This window comes from Desulfosarcina variabilis str. Montpellier (assembly GCF_048565275.1).
In the GTDB taxonomy this organism is placed as follows: Bacteria; Desulfobacterota; Desulfobacteria; order Desulfobacterales; family Desulfosarcinaceae; genus Desulfosarcina; species Desulfosarcina variabilis.
In genome coordinates, this window is the sequence record NZ_CP159846.1 from 6382305 (window position 1) to 6401420 (window position 19116).

At 51.9% G+C, this 19116-nt stretch carries 20 protein-coding genes; 16 read left to right on the forward strand and 4 right to left on the reverse strand.

The window, feature by feature from the left end:
* Positions 1–186: 186 nt before the first annotated feature.
* The 3 genes from Dvar_RS28815 to Dvar_RS28825 form a co-directional block, all read right to left on the reverse strand.
* The gene (locus Dvar_RS28815; protein ID WP_419656592.1) at positions 187–2625 is read right to left on the reverse strand and encodes an arylsulfatase; all 2439 of its coding nucleotides are present in this window, start codon (positions 2623–2625) and stop codon (positions 187–189) included.
* Between the two features lie 174 nt (positions 2626–2799).
* Positions 2800–3237: a cysteine rich repeat-containing protein gene (locus tag Dvar_RS28820; RefSeq protein ID WP_419656593.1), complete on the reverse strand. Its 438-nt coding sequence runs from the start codon at positions 3235–3237 to the stop codon at positions 2800–2802.
* A 16-nt stretch (positions 3238–3253) separates the two neighbouring features.
* The gene (locus Dvar_RS28825) at positions 3254–3505 is read right to left on the reverse strand and encodes a hypothetical protein (protein ID WP_419656594.1); all 252 of its coding nucleotides are present in this window, start codon (positions 3503–3505) and stop codon (positions 3254–3256) included.
* Between the two features lie 200 nt (positions 3506–3705).
* On the opposite strand from Dvar_RS28825, the gene Dvar_RS28830 reads away from it, so the two are divergent.
* From Dvar_RS28830 to trhA, 7 genes are all read left to right on the forward strand, one after another.
* The gene (locus Dvar_RS28830; protein ID WP_419656595.1) at positions 3706–4302 is read left to right on the forward strand and encodes a hypothetical protein; all 597 of its coding nucleotides are present in this window, start codon (positions 3706–3708) and stop codon (positions 4300–4302) included.
* 30 nt (positions 4303–4332) lie between these two features.
* Positions 4333–5322, forward strand: a complete 990-nt coding sequence (locus tag Dvar_RS28835; protein ID WP_419656596.1) for a hypothetical protein — start codon at positions 4333–4335, stop codon at positions 5320–5322.
* A gap of 253 nt (positions 5323–5575) precedes the next feature.
* Positions 5576–6073 (forward strand): hypothetical protein, encoded by a 498-nt coding sequence (locus tag Dvar_RS28840; RefSeq protein WP_419656597.1) that lies wholly within the window; start codon positions 5576–5578, stop codon positions 6071–6073.
* A gap of 44 nt (positions 6074–6117) precedes the next feature.
* Positions 6118–6489, forward strand: a complete 372-nt coding sequence (locus tag Dvar_RS28845) for a toxin-antitoxin system TumE family protein (protein WP_419656598.1) — start codon at positions 6118–6120, stop codon at positions 6487–6489.
* A gap of 4 nt (positions 6490–6493) precedes the next feature.
* On the forward strand, positions 6494–6853 hold the full coding sequence (locus tag Dvar_RS28850) for a transcriptional regulator (RefSeq protein WP_419656599.1): 360 nt from the start codon (positions 6494–6496) through the stop codon (positions 6851–6853).
* 485 nt (positions 6854–7338) lie between these two features.
* Positions 7339–7563 carry a hypothetical protein gene (locus Dvar_RS28855; RefSeq protein WP_419656600.1) on the forward strand — a complete coding sequence of 75 codons (225 nt, stop codon included), beginning with the start codon at positions 7339–7341 and terminating at the stop codon, positions 7561–7563.
* A 9-nt stretch (positions 7564–7572) separates the two neighbouring features.
* The gene (gene trhA, locus Dvar_RS28860; protein ID WP_419656601.1) at positions 7573–8229 is read left to right on the forward strand and encodes a PAQR family membrane homeostasis protein TrhA; all 657 of its coding nucleotides are present in this window, start codon (positions 7573–7575) and stop codon (positions 8227–8229) included.
* A gap of 56 nt (positions 8230–8285) precedes the next feature.
* Here the strand turns inward: trhA and Dvar_RS28865 are convergent, their stop codons facing one another.
* Complete coding sequence (locus tag Dvar_RS28865; protein WP_419656602.1) at positions 8286–8735, reverse strand: universal stress protein; 450 nt, start codon at positions 8733–8735, stop codon at positions 8286–8288.
* A gap of 585 nt (positions 8736–9320) precedes the next feature.
* Between Dvar_RS28865 and Dvar_RS28870 the strand changes: the two genes are divergently transcribed.
* The 9 genes from Dvar_RS28870 to Dvar_RS28910 all read left to right on the forward strand — a co-directional run bounded on the left by Dvar_RS28870 (position 9321) and on the right by Dvar_RS28910 (position 18832).
* Positions 9321–9611, forward strand: a complete 291-nt coding sequence (locus tag Dvar_RS28870) for a hypothetical protein (RefSeq protein WP_419656603.1) — start codon at positions 9321–9323, stop codon at positions 9609–9611.
* The gene (locus tag Dvar_RS28875) at positions 9608–11086 is read left to right on the forward strand and encodes a B12-binding domain-containing radical SAM protein (protein ID WP_419656604.1); all 1479 of its coding nucleotides are present in this window, start codon (positions 9608–9610) and stop codon (positions 11084–11086) included. Before Dvar_RS28870 ends, Dvar_RS28875 begins: the two co-directional genes overlap by 4 nt.
* A gap of 94 nt (positions 11087–11180) precedes the next feature.
* Positions 11181–12230: an FtsH protease activity modulator HflK gene (hflK, locus tag Dvar_RS28880; RefSeq protein ID WP_419656605.1), complete on the forward strand. Its 1050-nt coding sequence runs from the start codon at positions 11181–11183 to the stop codon at positions 12228–12230.
* A complete protein-coding gene (hflC, locus tag Dvar_RS28885; protein ID WP_419656606.1) occupies positions 12227–13204 on the forward strand; it encodes a protease modulator HflC in 978 nt (325 codons plus the stop codon). The genes hflK and hflC overlap by 4 nt, the downstream gene beginning before the upstream one ends.
* Positions 13205–13357: 153 nt before the next feature.
* Positions 13358–13636, forward strand: coding sequence for a hypothetical protein (locus Dvar_RS28890; protein WP_419656607.1), 279 nt, complete (start codon positions 13358–13360; stop codon positions 13634–13636).
* 162 nt (positions 13637–13798) lie between these two features.
* A complete protein-coding gene (ftsH, locus tag Dvar_RS28895; protein ID WP_419664173.1) occupies positions 13799–15625 on the forward strand; it encodes an ATP-dependent zinc metalloprotease FtsH in 1827 nt (608 codons plus the stop codon).
* A 136-nt stretch (positions 15626–15761) separates the two neighbouring features.
* The gene (locus tag Dvar_RS28900) at positions 15762–16205 is read left to right on the forward strand and encodes an Hsp20/alpha crystallin family protein (protein ID WP_419656608.1); all 444 of its coding nucleotides are present in this window, start codon (positions 15762–15764) and stop codon (positions 16203–16205) included.
* Positions 16206–16362: 157 nt separating this feature from the next.
* Entirely contained in the window at positions 16363–17538 is a 1176-nt protein-coding gene (gene clsB, locus Dvar_RS28905; protein WP_419656609.1) for a cardiolipin synthase ClsB, read from the forward strand.
* A gap of 28 nt (positions 17539–17566) precedes the next feature.
* Positions 17567–18832: a toprim domain-containing protein gene (locus tag Dvar_RS28910; protein ID WP_419656610.1), complete on the forward strand. Its 1266-nt coding sequence runs from the start codon at positions 17567–17569 to the stop codon at positions 18830–18832.
* The last annotated feature ends 284 nt before the right edge of the window (positions 18833–19116 follow it).

The window sequence follows — 19116 nt, forward strand, 5'->3', positions numbered from 1 at the left end:
AAATGTTTTTCCCGCTCTTCAGAACATTATTTCGTGTCATTTTTTCTCACGAATACCACGTCATATGTCCTGCCCGTCGCCGCCTGGTGGTATACGCCGGCCAGTGCAACGGGGATAAGGCCCGCAAGGGTGAGGCCACCGGATCGTGGCCACAGCCCTTGCGGCTTTTTTAGATGAATTATCAACCTAGTCAATAATGCTGTACTCGGAGGCATCCACTTCTTGCTCATCGGGATTCTTGATGTCGAACACGACCTTGTGCAATTGCCCCGGGGTAAATTCAAATTTACCCTGATCTTCATATTCCTCATTCACCGGCAGGCCTTCATCACGGCCGATATCAAAGGTTTCGTGACCGGTAAAGGCCGCATAAACCGTCGCGGTAATGTCCATTTCCCCCACCTTTTCGTCGTTGATGAAAAATTCGACGGTGGAGGGGCCGTTCAACCGGGGTTCTTTCATGGTATGCTTCAATGTGATTTTATTATCACCGTGCGGTATTTTCACATTCCCGTCAAAATCGTGCCAGTACAGGCCGAGCGTGGAGTAGCTGTATCTCAGCTTTCCGTCTTTGATAAACAGCGTCTGTCCGCCGATATGTTCGCCAACCGCATAAATCACCCCCTGGGTCGTATCATCAGCCGTTATATAGGCATTGACCTCATAGTTGGTTGATTTAATCTCCGGTCCGGCCAGCTCGGGAACCCGGTATACATTGGGTGTCAGCTCCCAGTGTCTTTTGGCGGCCCGTTGCGGATTGGATGCCGGCTGCAGCAGGCGGCCCAGGGAACCGCCGACAGGGTAAACATCATACTTGTCCGCCTCTTCCCAGAACAGTTTATCCAGTTCTTTAACTTTTTTCGGGTACTTGTCCGCCACATTCACCTGCTGGATGGGATCTTCATTGATATTGTACAACTCCCATTCGGTGTTCAGGGGATCGAAGTTTGCCATGGCTGCGGGATCTGTTGACCAGGGAATCCGATACGGTTTTCCGGAGATGGTCCACCCATCATGATACAGCCCCATGAAGCCCAGCATTTCAAAATACTGGGTAGGATGATTGGTTTTGGCATCCGCATCGTTCCAGGCATAGGTAAGCGATTTGCCCGGATAGGCTTTTCTTTTCTGACCATTTACATAGTCGGGCGCCGGAACCCCGGTCACCTCCAGAATCGTGGGAACTAAATCAGTAACGTTCTGAAATTGTCTTCGCCATTCTCCTCTGGCCTTTATCGCTTTGGGATACCGGACGGCTGTGGCGACCATGGTGCCGCCGAAATGGGACGCTATCTGCTTGGTCCACTGAAACGGGGTTGATGAGGCATACGCCCATCCGACGGAATAATGGTTGGCCATGTGCGGCCCACCCCAGGCATCCATTCCTCCGAACTCTTCGAGTTTTTCCAGTTGCTGCTCCATGGTCAGCGGCGGGAACCCGTTCTGAAACAACAGCTCGGAGAATGTCCCCGTGGGGGTTCCTTCCGCGGTGCAGCCGTTGTCAGCGGTCATATAAATAACCAGGGTATTTTCCAGCTCGCCCATTTCCTCGATATGGTCGATGACCCGTCCGATGTGATAATCGACGTGTTCCAGAAAAGCGGCATTGACCTCCATCTGCCGTGCCAGATACGCTTTCCCCTCCTTGCTGAAGGAATCCCATTTGGGCAGGACTTCCGGCCAGTCCACCATCTTGGCGTCTTCAGGCACCAGGCCCAGTTTCTTCTGACGTTCCAGCAGCTTCGCCCGGTAGGCATGCCAGCCGTCGTCGAACTGTCCCTTGTACCTGTCGCGCCACTCTTTGGGTACCTGAATGGGAGCATGCACGGCACCCGGTGTATAATACATAAAGAATGGAACATCCCGCAGGCCATTCCAGTTGTCCAGCCATTTTATGGCCTGGTCGGCCATGCCCTGGGAAAGATGGAATTCCGATCCATCAGCATTGGTTTTAGGGGTTTCAATGGCCGTGGTGTTTTCGTATAATAAGGGATAAAACTGGTTTGTTTCACCGCCCAGAAATCCCCAGAAATACTCGAAACCCCAGATACCGGTGGGCCAGCTCTCGAACGGACCGGCAGGCGAGGCCTCTTCCATGGGGGTGTTGTGCCATTTGCCGAAGGCTGCCGTGGCATATCCGTTGTCGGTTAAAATCTTGGCAATGGAGGGCGTGCTGTAGTCGATCTGCGAATTGTACCCCGGATAACCGGTGGCAAACTCCGATATGATCCCGGTGCCGATCTGGTGAATGTTGTAGCCGGTCAACAGCGAGCCGCGGGTCGGGGAACAGACCGCGGCCACGGACATGTGCGTGTATCGAATACCTTCATCCCCGAGCCGATCGAACGTGGGGGTGCGCATGACGCCCCCGTAGGAAGTCGCACTCGAATATCCGCCGTCATCCAGCATGACAATGAGTACATTGGGCGCACCGTCGGGGGCCTTGGGCGGCCCGATAAAATCGGGTTTCGAGTCAGCCAGGGTCTTTCCCTGGACCCCTTTCCATTCCCCTTTCGGATAGGGAATGGCGTTGGCGCCTTTACTCTTTTGCCCAGCAGCCGCCTGGCTGCAGAGCACAATAGAAAGCGTGGTTAAAAATAGCATTGCGGTCTTTAACGATTTCATCGTTCCCTCCATGCTGTTTGATAGGCAGTTTACCCCCCCCTCCGCGCTACCCGCTAACCTCACCATGGCCGGTACCGGCTGTTGTAAATGCAGTTCCAGGTAAACGGGAAGTTATGGCCTCTGCCGCCTCAAAGCCCTTATGCAGGCTTCACCGATCACGGCAAAACGGCGGCGCTATTTCAGCCCCGTATCCTTCAATGCCTGCCGGCACCGGCTGCTCGTTTTCTTTTTGTTCTTGTTCAGGCAATCCAGCAGCCGCCCCTCTCCTGCGTGCACATCAGCGCAGTGCTTTTCGAGATCGTCCCCGCACTCGCTGGCAAGGTAGGTCAGGGCGCCCACGGCCCGCTCGAGCTGGGCCGATGCGTCGAACAGGGCATACTCGCACTGTCCGCTCAGCTTGTCCGCATGGGCATACAGACAGGCCAGGATGCGGCCATCGCCGGGCGTCACGCCCTGGCAATAGGCCGCCAGTTCCTTGTCGCAGCCTGTTGCCACGGTCTCGACGAGTCCCTGCGCCACCGCTTCGGCGGGCCCTTTCTGCTGGGCATTTGCCGGCCCTGCGCAGATGATCATGATGCACAAAAGGATTCCGATCGTGATGATGTTTCGCATAATCTCCTCTTTCTTCTTAAACCGATTGGTTGAGGTACAGACAAATTTCATCCACCAATTCCTTCAACAGCTGCTCATATTCCTGCCTGCGGTTTGGCGCCTCTTTTTCATTCGATTGGCTCCAGTGATTCAGCGCTTCGGCGCACTGGCGGTAATCTTCACAGATGGATTGAAATTCCCGGTTTTCCTTGAACAGGCGTTTGATATCATCCCTGTTGCCCGGAAATGTTTCCAGAACGTTGAATACACTGCTTTTGATGACGGTCATCACAGCACCCTTGAAGCGTTGCAGGATCACAGAACGATCGTATTAGAGATTTGGATGGAAGCGTTTGGTGTTATTTTGTTCATTTTCTGTAATGCAGGAAAAATCCTTTGTGTACTAATTTAGGATATGTTATATAACTTAAACTTCTATAATATTTATAAATTTTCTTTTTCAATAAACCGGGCCATGGTAGTGAGCAGATGACAACTAAGGATCAATCACCATCAAGGACAGCCGCATCTGACTCAATAGCCGTCCCTGATAGTGAATTTGTCCAGCAGCAAGTCAACCGCATTCTGACCAGTTCCGAGTTCAAGGCCACCGACGTCCAGAAATCCTTTCTCACGTTCGTTGTGGAAACCGCGTTGGCCGGACGGACCCACGAAATAAAGGGCTATACCGTCGCCACCCAGGTCTTCGGCAGAGGTGAGGACTTCAACCAGGCAACCGACCCCATTGTTAGCATTCAGGCCAACAAGCTTCGGCGGGCCCTCGAACGGTATTACCTGGTGGCCGGGCAAAACGACCCTGTCCGCATCGACATCCCCAAAGGCACCTATGTACCTGTCTTTATGAGCAACAGTGACGTCAACTCGAAGAATTCACATATAAACAGCCGAAAGATCGAAACCGCCAGCACCGGTGCGTGGCCGACGATCGTGGTTCAGTCCTTCGAGAACCTGACCGGAAACCGAGACTTGGAATATATGGGCATCGGCATCGCCACCGAAATCGCCCTGGAAATCACGCGCTACCAGGAAATCCGTGTACTGCGGCAGACACCCGGGGAAACGTAACGGCGCGCCTCGGATATCGGCGCCCGCTTCGTGCTCTGCGGAAGTATAAGAACGGATCTGAACGGCCTGAAAGTGATCGTCAACCTGGTCGATGGGTTGACGGGGATGCACATCTGGGGGGATTCTTATCGAACGGATCTCAATCCTGCAGGCTTGATTTCGTTCGAAGAGCGTATTGCCAGTACGGTTGTCAGCAAGATCTCATGCGAGGATGGGATTATTACCAAGGCCCTGTCCGCCGAATCGAAACGGGTCCCCCCTGCGGAACTCACCACCCACCAGGCGATACTGCGTTTTTACCGTTTTTTGAACGATTTCTCACCGGAGACATTTCTCGGTACGTTTGAGGCCCTCCGGCAGGCGTGTAGCCAGGAACCGGAATGCGGACTGGCGTGGAGCATGCTGGCCCGCCTCTATTCCCTCAATTACAGCCTGGAGCTGTTCGACCTGGAAACCCCCATCGAAAGAGCCGCAGCATTTGCCGAACGGGGCGTAAAGCTCGACCCCGCAAACCAACGGATCAGGATGATCATGGCCTTCATTCTTCTGTTTAAGAATGATTTTTCTGCGGGACTGGCCGAAGTCGACCGTACGCTGCAATTGAATCCGAATTCATTGATCAGCCTTGAGAACATCGGCTACTTGCTGACCCTTTTCGGCGATTGGCAACGGGGACCGGCACTCATCAACCAAGCCATCGAACAAAACCCATACTATAACATCACTGTTCACTATGCCCTGTGGGTCGATTGGGTCCGCCAGGGAAGATACGAACAGGCCTACGAAGAAACCCTACGCTTCAATAAACCCCTGCTATTCTGGGATCCGTTGCTGAAGGCGGCAAACCTGGGGTTGTTGGGAAGAATCGAGGAGGGGGTTCAGGCGGGAAACGATCTGCTGAAATGCAAACCCGACTTCTCAACACGCGGCCGCGTGTTGATTCAGCACTACATCAAATTCGATGAGATTGTCGCCAAGGTTATTCAGGGGCTGAAAGAAGTTGGAATCGATGTCGCTTGATTGGCCATGTGCATCGGTGCAAAGTTAAGAGAGCTATTCCTTCATACCGACCGGTTATAATTGAGAGCCTTTCCTTTCTTTCAGGCCTCGTATCTAATTGTCTTTCATTTTGTAATCACAAGATGGGACTTGTAGGATTTTTCTGATTCTTCCAACGAATTTCATCTAAAAACGATCGGCTATATCTCCAGGACATCTACCAGAACCGCAACAGTATATCCCGCCCCTCGAAGAGGCCGCAGCCATTCGGCGATTGGTTCAGACCTACGGGTTCACCCAACACGAAATCGCAAAACTGATCAAAAGATCAAAAAGCTATGTCAGTCAGGTCCTGGGGCTGGAGCGGCTTTCCGATGAGGCCCAAAAGAAGGTTCAGACGTCTGAACTTTCCAAAGAGGTTCAGATCCAGGCATCCCGGGAAACAGAGCCTGAAAAGCAGATTGAAATTCTGAGGATGGCATCCGATGACAAAAAGACCGTTCGGGATATCCGCAATCAAGCCAGACAGGCTGGAAGCCAAGACTCGGATCACAATGAGACTTTCAGCCAGTGGACATGGCGATCAAAAAAGGGACGGTTTACGGTGTCGGTCCGGTTTATGGAGAAGCACCCTTTCGAGAACAAAACTAATATGGTCCGGAATGCTTTAAAGGAAGCGATAAGTCAGATTTCTGGTGAGGGCAGAGAAACCGGCGGTGAGTTGGTGGAGCAAGAGGTCCTTGCCAATGAAAATAAAAAAATCAGTCTTTAATTATCCAAGTCTTCCATTGACAAATTATCATCAGATGATAACTTATGACAGCGATAGACGACAATTCCCCGGATGACTACGGCAATCTTGAGACGCTTCTTGATTTGGATGGCGAAATTTTCATGATGGATGCCGGCTATTGGGTGAAATTCGAGGCTAAACGGGTATCGCCATCACCTCGAATTCCCCATGGGATACGATATTCATTGACCTTGCATGATAGAAAAAATGTCCGAGTGGTCGGATTCGATAATGCACATGCAATCAAACCCAAGGGTCGAAAACGGTACTCGGGGCAAAAGGTAACGTGGGATCACAAACACCAGATAGAAAGCGTTACCCCATACGAATTCGAATCAGTCGACCAGCTGCTTATTGACTTCTGGGCAGCAGTTGAAGAACAGATGGGAGGATAAAACCGTGAAAAAAACCGTGATGAAAATCGGGATTCTTTCTAAGGATGAATACCGCAAACGAACCATATCAATTGCAAAAGGTGAATACAGCCCCCGAAAAGATGAACCCAAAGTTTGGTTTGAGTCAATGGAATCCCTCGGTCAAATATTGAGTGGGCCAAACCAACAGCTTTTACGGATCATCCGGGACCGCCATCCAAACTCCCTGACGGAGCTTGAAAAGATATCAGGTCGAAAAAAATCCAACCTTTCAAGAACACTAAAGATGCTTTCGAACTATGGCATTGTGGATCTTATCCGCGAAAAAGAGACGGTAAGGCCTGTGGTGAAAGCTACAGATTTCAGGGTGGAGCTGAGTCTATGAGTGGATAGGTGCGTCTGAACAATGAATTTTATGAACATATAACCAATAAAAAAGTTATTCTTGCTCTGAATTTACTTCCCACCGAGGTCACTTATTGTTTTCTTCGCTGAGAAGATAAAAATCATCCATTTCTGGATGGGCAATAGACTATGATCAACGTCCTTAACCACACAGTATCCATATTGGCAATTGACATTGGTGGTTAGCCGAGGCTAATATTTTAACATCATAGAACAAAACATCTGTATCGATACGCCATTATTACTGTTTTATCGGTAAGATCAATATGACAAATATATATCGTTCACTCCTTTGTTTCTGGGTTACCGCATTCCTTGTGCCTGCCCAAGCCATTAGGAATCTGTCACGGATTGAAGCCCGGTTTCCCTCACCGGGGTATTATGTAGATCTATATGTGGCCTACAAGATTAGAACAAGAGATCCCTTCTCATTCCTTAATAACTCAAATTGTAATGGAGCATAGCATGGTAAACCAAACAAAAAATATGGTTACCAATAACGTAAAAAAACAAAAATGCCCCAAATGTTCAAAACACGAAGGTTTAGAAATTATCTATGGTGCCCCAACACAAGAAGAAACTGAACGTATTAAGCAAGGTTTCGCAATACCTGGTGGCTTGCGGCCTGAAAGTGGTCCTGTGTTTAAATGGAGATGCGGCAGTTGTGGGTATGTTTGGGGCAAAGCCTAAGGAATTGTCGTGCGTACAAATCATTCAAACCTCAAACGTAAGCAGTCTTGGGGGGAAGAAATCGCAAATAGCATCAGCCATGGCGCCGGTCTGATCGCGGCGCTGGCCGGAACACCTTTTCTCATCCTACATGCAGTTCAGCTCGATGATGCGAGATTTATCGTCGGCGCAAGTATCTTCTGTGCGACCGTGATCCTTCTATATTTTGCCTCCGCCTTCTACCATGCGTTGCCATTCGGTAAGGCCAAACGCTGTTTCCGGATTATCGAGCATTGTGCGATCTTTTTTCTTATCGCCGGCACCTACACGCCATTGACGCTTGGTTTGCTTCATGGTGCATTCGGCTGGACACTCTTCGGTATTATTTGGGGACTTGCCATCGCCGGCGTGGTTTTGAAGGCGTTTTTTAAAACTGCGCATCCCATTTTATCCACCGCCCTGTATTTGCTGATGGGGTGGCTTCTCGTAATTGCGGTCAAACCGCTGTTTGAGCGGATGCCAACTGCGGGGCTTTGCTGGTTGATTGCAGGAGGTCTGTCCTACACCGCCGGCGTGGCCTTTTTCGCAACCGATTCACGGGTACCTTATGGTCACCTGATCTGGCATCTATTTGTTATCGCGGGCACTACATGCCATTTCTTCCTGATCCTGTGGTATGCGGCTTGATAACCGATAACTTTGATTCCGATTTCGATCCGGTCTCGATACCGACGGTTCGTCGCTTACTTCCGGTTGGGAATGACCAGCACAGGACAGAGGGACGCATTGATGACGTGCTCGGTGATGGTGCCGACAACGAAATCCATGATGCTGTTCCTGCCGTCGGTGCACATGACGATCAGATCCGGCCCAAGCTGTTTGGCAACCTCCACGATGACATGCTCCGGCTTGCCGCCGTGCAACAGGTAATCCACTTCAATATCATCGGCGTGTAACTGGTGGATAACCGCCTTCATTTCTTCCTTGGAATCTAAGGCGACATGCTTGTATTTTTCCTTCATTTTATGGACACTCACGCGCAACATCTCCCGTTCTTCCTTATCCATGAATTCTTCGTGGACATTGAGCAACGTGATTTTTGAACCGAACTGGTGGGCAATCTGTATGGCTTTTTTGACAGCCATATCGGACCGATTTTTCAAATCGGTTGGGCAAAGAATATGCTTGAACATGCAATCGATCCTTTCTGCCGAAGCGGTGATTAGGGATTCTTGCTCACGATCCTCCATCCAACGTTATTGCAATTTGCGGATGTGGAAAATTTTATTCCATAAGCCGAAAAATCCGAAGTGATAGTAAAGCATGGATCATCCATATACAAGGCCGATAAACCATGTCCTTGAAATGGTGCTGGGGTCGGGGCCTTTAATACCTGGCCATAGCGATTTACCTTACCCGCCACTAAACCCATGACTGAATACCAACGTTCGGTTGCACCGCTTTGCGTGTCTGCGCACACCGGTCAAATGCGACCAGTGGTTAAATTCGACCTTTTTTGATACCTGCACAAATCTGTTCAAAATTCGCTAAGCTATGAAATTCACCGATAAAACAACCGGTTGGGTGATGTTTTTTCACGTCTGGATAGCTGGCATAAGGATTGCTTATACATTGGTTAATATAAAACAGTGCCCATCGGCGCAAAGGTAAAACGCCTTGCCGCCCCCACTCCGACGCCGATAGGCAGGTTCCATTCCGAAGAATGGAAATGAAGATCAGTACTAAATCCCGCCACTTCGTATTGAGGAGAACGTGAAATGAAAAATCATACTTTTAACCGTGTATCAATAATCCCGGTATTGATGATGGTTTTTATATTCGCTTCGAATGTATTTGGCCAAGAGAGAGATGCCGCCAGTTACCGAGACGGGTATGGTTCTGTCGGGGCAATGGGCCAGGATCCTGATGACCTCATGAAATACGGCCGGGATATGATGAGGTACGGCTTCCATGAATTAGGCATGCCGGGGGGAACCAACAAGTATCCGGGGTATTACAACAACTTGAGCGATGCTACCAGATTCAAGGAAAGGTGTCTAATCCGATGAATATCCTCCTCATTTATCCTCAGTTTCCCGAAACGTTTTGGTCTTTTTCTTATGCATTGCGGTTCATCGGGAAAAAAGCGGCATTTCCGCCGCTCGGATTGCTCACGGTCGCGGCCCTCCTGCCGCGCTCATGGTCTTTTCGTCTTGTGGACCTGAACGTGGAGGATCTTTCCGACGATCACCTTGAATGGGCCGAAATGGCATTTATCAGCGCCATGGCCATCCAGCGCCGATCGGCTGCCGATATCATCGCGCGCTGCCAAGCCCACCGATTGAGGATTGTTGCCGGCGGACCGCTTTTTACCGCCGAACCGGATGCCTTCCGGCAGGTGGACCACCTGGTGTTGGACGAGGCCGAGATGACCCTGCCGGCTTTTATTGAGGACCTGGAAAACGGCTGCCCGCAAGCAATCTACCGGGCGGATGGGTACCCTGATATCCACCAGACCCCCATTCCGTTATGGCACTTGATTCACATGAAACGCTATGCATCCATGAACATTCAGTATTCCAGGGGGTGCCCGTTCGACTGCGATTTTTGCAATATCACGAGTCTTTTCGGCAGCCGGCCGCGCACAAAAACGCCAGCGCAGGTCCTTGGGGAGTTGGACGCCATTTATCAGACCGGTTGGCGCGGCAATATCTTCTTTGTGGATGACAATTTTATCGGCAACAAACGTTCGCTGAAGAAGCAGTTGCTCCCAGCTCTGATTGAATGGCGTAGGGATAAAAAAGGATTCGTTTTCTTTACCGAATCCTCCATCAACCTGGCCGATGACCCAGAATTGATGACTCTGATGGCCGATGCCGGATTCGATTCCGTCTTCATCGGCATCGAATCACCGGATGAGAGCAGCCTCACGGAGTGCCGCAAGACGCACAACAAAAACCGGAATATGCTGTTGGATGTAAAAAAGATACACCGCTCCGGTATGCAGGTCATGGGTGGATTCATCGTCGGCTTCGACAGCGATACGCCCTCGATTTTTCAACGACAGATCGATTTTATCCAGCAAAGCGGCATTGTCACGGCCATGGTCGGCATGCTTCAGGCGCCGCCGGGAACCCGGCTCTTTGATCGCTTGGTGGATGAACGACGTGTCTGTGCAGACTTCTCCGGGGATAATGTGGACGGCCGGACCAATATTATCCCGGTCATGGGACTGGACCACTTGATCAATGGGTATCGGGCAATCATGCGGCAGATCTATTCGCCCCGCAAATACTACCAGCGGGTCAGATCCATTTTGAAGGATCTTAAGGTACCGGCAGCGACCGTTCCTATTGATGGGCAGCGATTCCTGGCGTTTTTCCGTTCCTGCCTGCGGCTGGGCGTATTGGGCAAAGAGCGATTCCAATACTGGTATCTGCTAATCTGGACCCTGGCGCGGAGGCCCAGGCTGCTTCCGTTGGCAGTTACCCTGTCCATCTACGGCTACCATTACCGGAGGATATGCGAGTTGCATATCCTTTAAGCAAGGGAGCCAGAATCCATATAGACTAAATGGTATCCGTCCGAACAAACAAGCATCGATGAAGCTGATCGGCTCATTAATTAGGAGGTAAGTGATGACTGAATGGAATCACCCCCCGGGGGGACCCAAACTGACGTTGGATGACGTGCTGAAGAAAATTCTACAGCAGTTTAAAAGATTCAAAGGCGGGCCGGTCTTCATTCTTCTCGCCGGTGTGGTGGTGGTGGTCTTATGGACCGCATGGTTCACCGTCCAACCGGAGGAGACGGGGATTGTACAGCGCTTCGGCAAGGTCATGCGCACGGCCGGTCCGGGGCTGCATTTCAAATTGCCGTATGGCATCGAGAAAGTCCGCTTGGTGCCCACTGCCCGCGTGCTCAAAGAAGAGTTTGGGTTTCGGACGGTCTCGGTTTCCACCGTTCCCGGTGAAAAGACCCGCTATGATACGCGCGGCGCCTACACGGACGAGTCGCTGATGCTCACCGGGGATTTGAACGTCATCGACGTTCAATGGATCATCCAGTACCGCATCGAAGACCCGATCCGCTATCTGTTCCAAGTCCGCGACACATCGAAAACCATTCGCGACACTACCGAGGCGGTCATGCGCCGCGCGGTCGGCAACCGTCTGGGCAGCGATGTGCTGACCACCGGACGGGTGGCGGTGGCCAGTGAAGCCAAAACCGAGATCCAGAAAATCCTCACAACTTATGCGTCCGGTGTGCGTCTGGTGACCGTGGAACTTCAGGATGTGACTCCACCTGATAAGGTTAAACCGGCTTTCAATGAAGTCAACGAGTCGCGTCAGGACAAAGAGCAAACGATCAATAAAGCCCAGGAACAGGCCAACCGGGAAATCCCAAAAGCCCGAGGGGTGGCTACGCAAAGCATCAGCGAGGCCGAAGGTTACGCACTGGAACGCGTAAACCGGGCCCAAGGAGAGGCCACCCGTTTTGCGGCCATTTTAGGACAGTACGAACAGGCGCCGCAGGTTACGCGGCGGCGCCTGTATCTGGAGGCCATGACCGGTTTCCTATCAGATATGAAAGGTCTCTATATCGTGGATAAGGACCAGAAGGCAATGGTGCCCTGGCTCCCATTGGAATCCAGCGGGCAACCATCAGCACAAGGGAGGCGGCCATGAAGTTTACCTTGAAAGCAGTACTCATCGCGATAGCGGTGGTGATCGTTATCTTACTCTATGGCGGTATATATACATTGGAAGAGGGTCTGCAGGCCATTGTCGTGCAGTTTGGCCGGCCTGTTGGGGAACCGGTAACCGAGGCGGGGCTGCACATGAAACTGCCCTTTGTGCAGGAGGTCCGACGATTCGAAAAGCGTCTGCTGGTCTGGGACGGTGATCCGAACCAGGTTCCCACCAAGGGGCGCGAGTTCATCTGGGTGGATACCACTGCCCGATGGCGGATTGCCGACGCGAAAAAATTTCTGGAGAATGTGGCCAGCGAAGAGGGGGCCCAGTCGCGCCTGAACGACATTCTCGATTCGGTGGTGCGCGACCAGGTGTCAAGCAGCGAACTCGTGGAACTTGTACGCAGCGCATCGTGGGAAGTACCTGAGGGCGAGGCCCTAAAGGAGCTCCCAAAGGAACGCGAAGAGGAGCTTAAAAGAGAGATTGCCCGAGGTAGGGAGGAGATCACCCGAACGATACTGACGGAAGCACGAAAGATCATCCCGCAATACGGCATCGAACTGGTGGATGTGCGCATCAAGCGCCTGGATTACGTGGAAAGTGTCCGCGAAAAGGTCTATGAACGAATGATTTCCGAGCGCAAACGGATCGCCGCGCAGTTTCGCTCCGAAGGCGAGGGACGCAGCGCCGAGATCCTCGGGACAATGGAAAAAGAGCTGCGCCAGATCCGCTCCACCGCTTACCGCCGGGTGCAGGAGGTCCAGGGCAAAGCCGATGCTGAGGCTACGCAAATCTACGGACAGGCGTTCAATAAAAATCCAGAATTCTATGCTTTTTTGCGTACCCTTGAAAGCTACAAGGAAAAGACCAATATGAACTCCGTACTGATTCTCACTACGGACAGTGATTTTTATCAATATATCAAAAACGCGAACCCAAGCCAAGTGCGGATCCCATCGTCTCCGTAGTCACGAGGAGATTCGCCGCCGGTAGGAAACGTCTGGAAGTAAAACGATCTGCGGCGCGGCATTGCCGATGGTGGTTGCGAGGTCAAGCCCGGTTGGCTGGGTGATCGGTATTTTCATACCGGAACAGGCAAACACCCGTCGAAAGGAGACATCATGGTAGAATACTTAGAATCCAAGGATATCAAACAACTGATGGCCGAGGCCGACGAACTGGTCAAACGGATCGATGCCGATGCCATGAAAAACATGGAAGAGGAGCACCGCCTGCAGTTTGAGATCCATGCACAACATTTGAAAAGCATCAAATCCAAAGTAGAGAACGAGATGGAGAAGAAAGGAACATCCAAAATGGACCACGGTGCCGAAGGCATGCATGAGGCGATCCAGGAAATCGCCAAGGCCATGGGGGACCTGGCCAAGTACCTTACCTAACAGCATAAAAGTAAAGGAAAAAAAGAAATGGCCACCAACAGAAATAAAGATCCAATCAGCATGCTGACGGACAAGCTTCGCGCCCTTTTCGGTTCCGGTGGTAATCCGAAAAATAAGCGCACGTTGCCGCCGAAGACGCGCTTCAACATCTGGTATCTCCTGATGGCCATCCTTTTTTTTTCCTATGCGCAGCAGTTTTTCTTTTCCGCGAACGTGGAGACGATCCCGTACAGTCAATTCAAACAGGCCATCGCCGACGGGACCGCGGGCAAACTGGTCATCGGACCGGATAATATCACCGGAACGCTGAAAGGTTCCACCGGTCAAGCGTTCAAGACCATTCGGGTCGACGATCCGGGGCTGGTGAAGGAACTGGATGAACGCAACATCAGGTATTCGGGACGATACGAAAATAAATTCCTGGGCAGTCTTCTCGCCTGGGTTTTCCCTCTGCTCTTCTTTTTCCTGATCTGGCGATTTGCCATGAAAAAGATGGGTACGGGGATGGGGGTGATGTCTTTCAGCAAAAGCAAGGCCAAGATTTTTGCCGAGAGCGAGACCAAAGTCACGTTCGAGGATGCTGCCGGCATCGACGAAGCCAAGGAAGAGCTCCAGGAGGTGGTCGAATTTCTGAGCACTCCGGAAAGATCCCAGAAACTGGGGGGCCGGATTCCCAAGGGGGTCCTTCTGGTTGGCCCGCCGGGAACCGGCAAGACCCTTCTGGCCAGGGCCGTGGCCGGGGAAGCCAAAGTGCCTTTCTTCAGCATCAGCGGGTCAGAGTTTGTGGAGATGTTCGTCGGCGTGGGGGCGGCCCGCGTTCGCGACCTCTTCTCCCAGGCCGCGACGCAAGCCCCCTGCATCATCTTCATCGATGAACTGGACGCCCTGGGCAAGGCGCGGGGCATGAATGTGATGGGCGGCCATGACGAACGCGAGCAGACGCTTAACCAACTCCTGGTGGAGATGGATGGCTTCGAAACCAATAAAGGGGTCATCATCATGGCCGCCACCAACCGGCCCGAAATTCTCGATCCGGCGTTACTGCGGCCGGGAAGATTCGATCGGCAGGTTCTGGTGGACCGGCCGGACATCAACGGGCGGGAAGCCATCCTGAAAATCCATTCCAAAAACGTGGCCCTGGGGCCGGAGGTCGACCTGCGCCTGATCGCCGGGCGCACGCCGGGATTTGTAGGCGCGGACCTGGCCAACATCATCAATGAAGCCGCGCTTCTGGCGGCCCGGAACAATAAAGAAAGCGTCGAGCTGACGGATTTCGACGAGGCCATCGATCGGGTGGTGGCGGGTCTTCAGAAGAAAAACCGGGTGATGAATGCCAAGGAAAAGGAAATTGTCGCTTTCCATGAGTCCGGCCACGCGATCGTGGCCGAGTCTGTCGAGCATGCCGACCCGGTGCATAAAATTTCGATTATTCCCCGCGGGATCGCGGCGCTGGGCTACACCCAGCAGCAGCCCACCGAGGACCGTTATTTGATGACTTGCGCGGAGCTGTTGGACCGGCTGGCCGTCCTTTTGGGCGGTCGCGTGGCCGAGGAGCTGGTATTCAACGAAATTTCCACCGGGGCCCAGAACGACCTGCAACGGGCGACGGACATTGCCCGATCCATGGTCGCGGAATATGGCATGAGCGATCGTCTGGGGTTGGTGAGCTATGAGCGCCCGCGCCAGGCGATGTTTCTTCCGGAAGATTTTTCTCCCGCGAAACATTACAGTGAGGCCAAAGCCGCCCAGATCGATGACGAGGTCTCCCGGTTTGTCGATGAGGCGCATCAGCGTGTGCGAAAAATCCTCTCGGCGCGGCGACCTGTTCTAGATGATCTGGCCCGCCTCCTTTCGCTGAATGAAAGTGTACAGGGTGATGAACTCAGGCAGATGCTGTCGGCCGCAACACCTGTAACGGCATCTTCATTTTGCGTTCAGCCATCCCAATACCCAATCGGAAGCATGGAAGAGAAAAATGGAATTGAATAAAATCATTTTTTTTATCCCCGGCCTGTTACAGGTCAAGCATGCTAAGGCTGCATAGGTAACCAACCAATAATCCTGGTGGCCTGAAATGCGGGGTCGGTCCTCCGGGGAAAACCAAATCCTGCAAAAATCGAGGTGTATGATGGCAATAATAAGGTGGAATCCATGGCGTGAGATCGAAGAAATGGCTGATCGCTACACGAGAACGGTGGGGCAAGCTCAGGCTGGCGGCCAAGAGGTCGTCGCCACAGGCGACTGGGCACCTCGGGTAGACATCGCCGAGACCGACAACGCCTTCGAGATCAAGGCGGAGCTTCCTGAAGTTAAAAAGGAGGACGTCAAAGTGAGTGTTTACAATGGTATCCTGACGATTCGGGGAGAAAGAAAACAGGAAAAGGAGGAAAACGGCAAAAAGTTCCATCGCGTAGAGCGAAAATACGGAAGCTTCACCCGCAGCTTTACGTTGCCTGACAATGTCGATGAGAATGACATCAAGGCTGCGTTCAAGGATGGCATCCTGAACCTACAGATTCATAAGACGGAGGAGGCCAAACCGAAAGCCATCGAAGTTAACGTGGCATAAAGGGCGGAGGTTCCGACCTCCGACTGAATCTGGGAAGAGCGATCGCTTTTCCCAGACGGGTGCCATAGATAGTTGTTATTCGCATGCCGGTTTCATCGAAGCGGCTGGCTTACGCAAACAGAGAGTTGAGAAAAGAGACAACGCTGCTGTGACCCTTATGATGCCGAACAACCAGATCACCCTGCTTCAAAACGGCGAGGCCTATTTCCCGGCACTCGAAGCAGCGTTAGACCTGGCAACACATGAAATCTATCTGGAAACCTATATCTTCGAAGATGACACGACCGGGCGACGCATTGCCGAAGCCCTCAGGCGGGCGGCCTTACGGGGTGTAAAAACCCACCTGCTGATTGATGGATTCGGCTCGTTCAGTTTGCCGGAAACCATGGTCGATTTTCTTGAGGCGGCCGGCGTATTGGTGATGAAGTTCCGGCCCAAGACTTCGCCCTGGACGCTGCGGCGGCGACGGTTGCGTCGCTTGCACCGAAAGATCGTGGTCGTGGACAGGACGATCGCTTTTGTCGGCGGCATGAATATCATCGATCATATGGACATTCATCGTCAGACATCGACGCGCTTTGACTACGCGGTTAGGGTGAACGGGCCGCTGGTGAAAGAAATTCACGACTCCGCTCGTCGGGTATGGTCGCGGGTGGCTTGGACTCGCTTGCCTCCTGGCTGGGATGAAGACAATGACAGACAGGAGCCTTCAATGGAACCCAAGGGTTTGATGCGCTCGGCTTTTCTGGTACGCAACAACATCCGCCACCGCCGCGATATCGAAAATGCCTATGTGCAGGCGATCGAAAAGGCGCGATACGAAATTGTTATTGCCAGTGCCTACTTTTTGCCAGGATTGAATTTCCGACATGCGCTTTTGGATGCGGCCGGGCGGGGAGTCCGGGTGGTTTTGCTGTTGCAGGGACTTGCGGATCACCGCCTGCTGCATTCTGCCTCACATGCCTTATATGGCAGTTTTCTCGATGCTGGGATTGAGATCCATGAATACCGCAAGAGCATGATGCACGCCAAAGTCGCTGTGGTCGATGAGCATTGGGCTACGGTGGGATCTTCAAACCTCGACCCTTTCAGCCTGCTGCTGTCTATGGAGGCAAATGTTGTCGTTGACGACGGAAGTTTTGCTCTGGAATTAAAACATAGCCTGGAACAGGCAATCAAAACGGATGCGCGCCGGATCATTGAAAACAGCTGGAGAACGAAATCAACAAAACTGCGTCTGGTGAATTGGCTAAGTTATGGCGTGGTGCGATTCATGGTCGGAATCGCCGGGTATGCCCCGGGGATAAAACCAGGTCAGGCAAAGCGGAGATAAACGACATGATGCTGAATCGGGATACGAGATGAAAACCTACCCGAACATAAAATCGGCAGCGACCATGGATGCCGTTATCCCCTATGTTGAAGCGCTGTTTGATATCCGTTTCAAGCGCATCAAAAAATACCGGTATAATGCCCCTTGCCCGTTCCACGCTGACACCCAAGAGAATTTCATGGTGTATGTCAATAAAGAAAATGAGGTCCGATTCCATTGTTTTGGCGCGTGTAAGGGAGATTGGGACATTACCGACCTGATCATGCTGAGGAATAAGTATCCGTTCCAAAGGGCGCAGCAGGTTTGGGCCGAGCATCTGGGTGTTGCGGATTTCACGTTCAGTGATGGCCGCAGCCCCTGCATTCCCGAGCCTGACGAAACACCGGAGCCCGATGAACCGGTTGGGTTTGTCGAACCGAAGCAAGGCGATAAAAAGGGGGTTGCCGCCCTGGAAAATGCCGCCGATTTTTACCATGACCTGTTTGTCGTTAATGAAGACCGGTTCAGGACCGTTTGGGAGTATCTTGCCTGCCGGGGCGTCGGGAAAGAGACCATCGACAAGTTCAACATCGGCTACGCGCCGCCATACAGCGATGAACTGCACCATGGCCGGGCACTCATCGCCAGTATTATGCCACGAGTTGAAAAGGATCCTGGCGTTTTCAATGCGTTCTCGGATGCTGGATTGATCAGATTCTTGAACAATGGATCCGTGAAGGGTTACGGATACTATTGCCGGCAGATCGATTTCAACCGCAAAAACCTGTTTTCAAGAAATTACGGTGATTTCTTCGCCGGTCTGATGGTGTTTCCAATTTATGACACAGATGCCGGTGTGATCGGAATGGTCGGCAGGCGCCTGGAGGATCGGGGTGTTCGCTGGCTCAAGCACCAGGCCAGTGAAGTCCCCCTATCCGCCAAAAGCTGGCTTTACGGCATTGAAAAGGCAGCCAGGTATATCCGGCAGTACCGGACGATCATCCTGGTGGAGGGCCTATTTGATTATTTTGCCTTTTACAATCTGCTCCACGGCCAGGACAAACTGGTGGTGGTGTCGACATTGGGTTCCTATCTCACTCCCAACGCGGCGGCCATTCTCAAAAACCTTGATATCGAAAACTTTATTGCCGCTTACGACTGGGACGAACTCGGCAGAAACGGCATCGAACGGACAGCGGTCCAATCCGGCGGGTGGGTCTATTACCTTGGCGGTCTGGCAGACGGTCAGGACCCATATGATAAACTGGAGCCGGTGGTCAGCGCCATCAGTGGATTTTCTCTGAAACATTTATAGGTCGATGTGTCATTTTCAAAATGTTATGCTTGTAGAGTTAACCCTATAGTTGCATTAAAAGATGCTTAAATCATTGTTATTGATTGTTACCTATACGAAAATGGCTATCGGAAAAAGTAATGTCCGAATTCACCATTTGTTGATTCTTCCAGGCAACAATGATTTAAGCATCTTTTCTACCCTAACGTTTTTATTCTGGACGTTATCGATGTCCAGAGCATTGTTGATGTTCCTGATTTTGTCAGTCGGAGTTATCTTAGGATAGTTACTGCACGGCAGCGTCA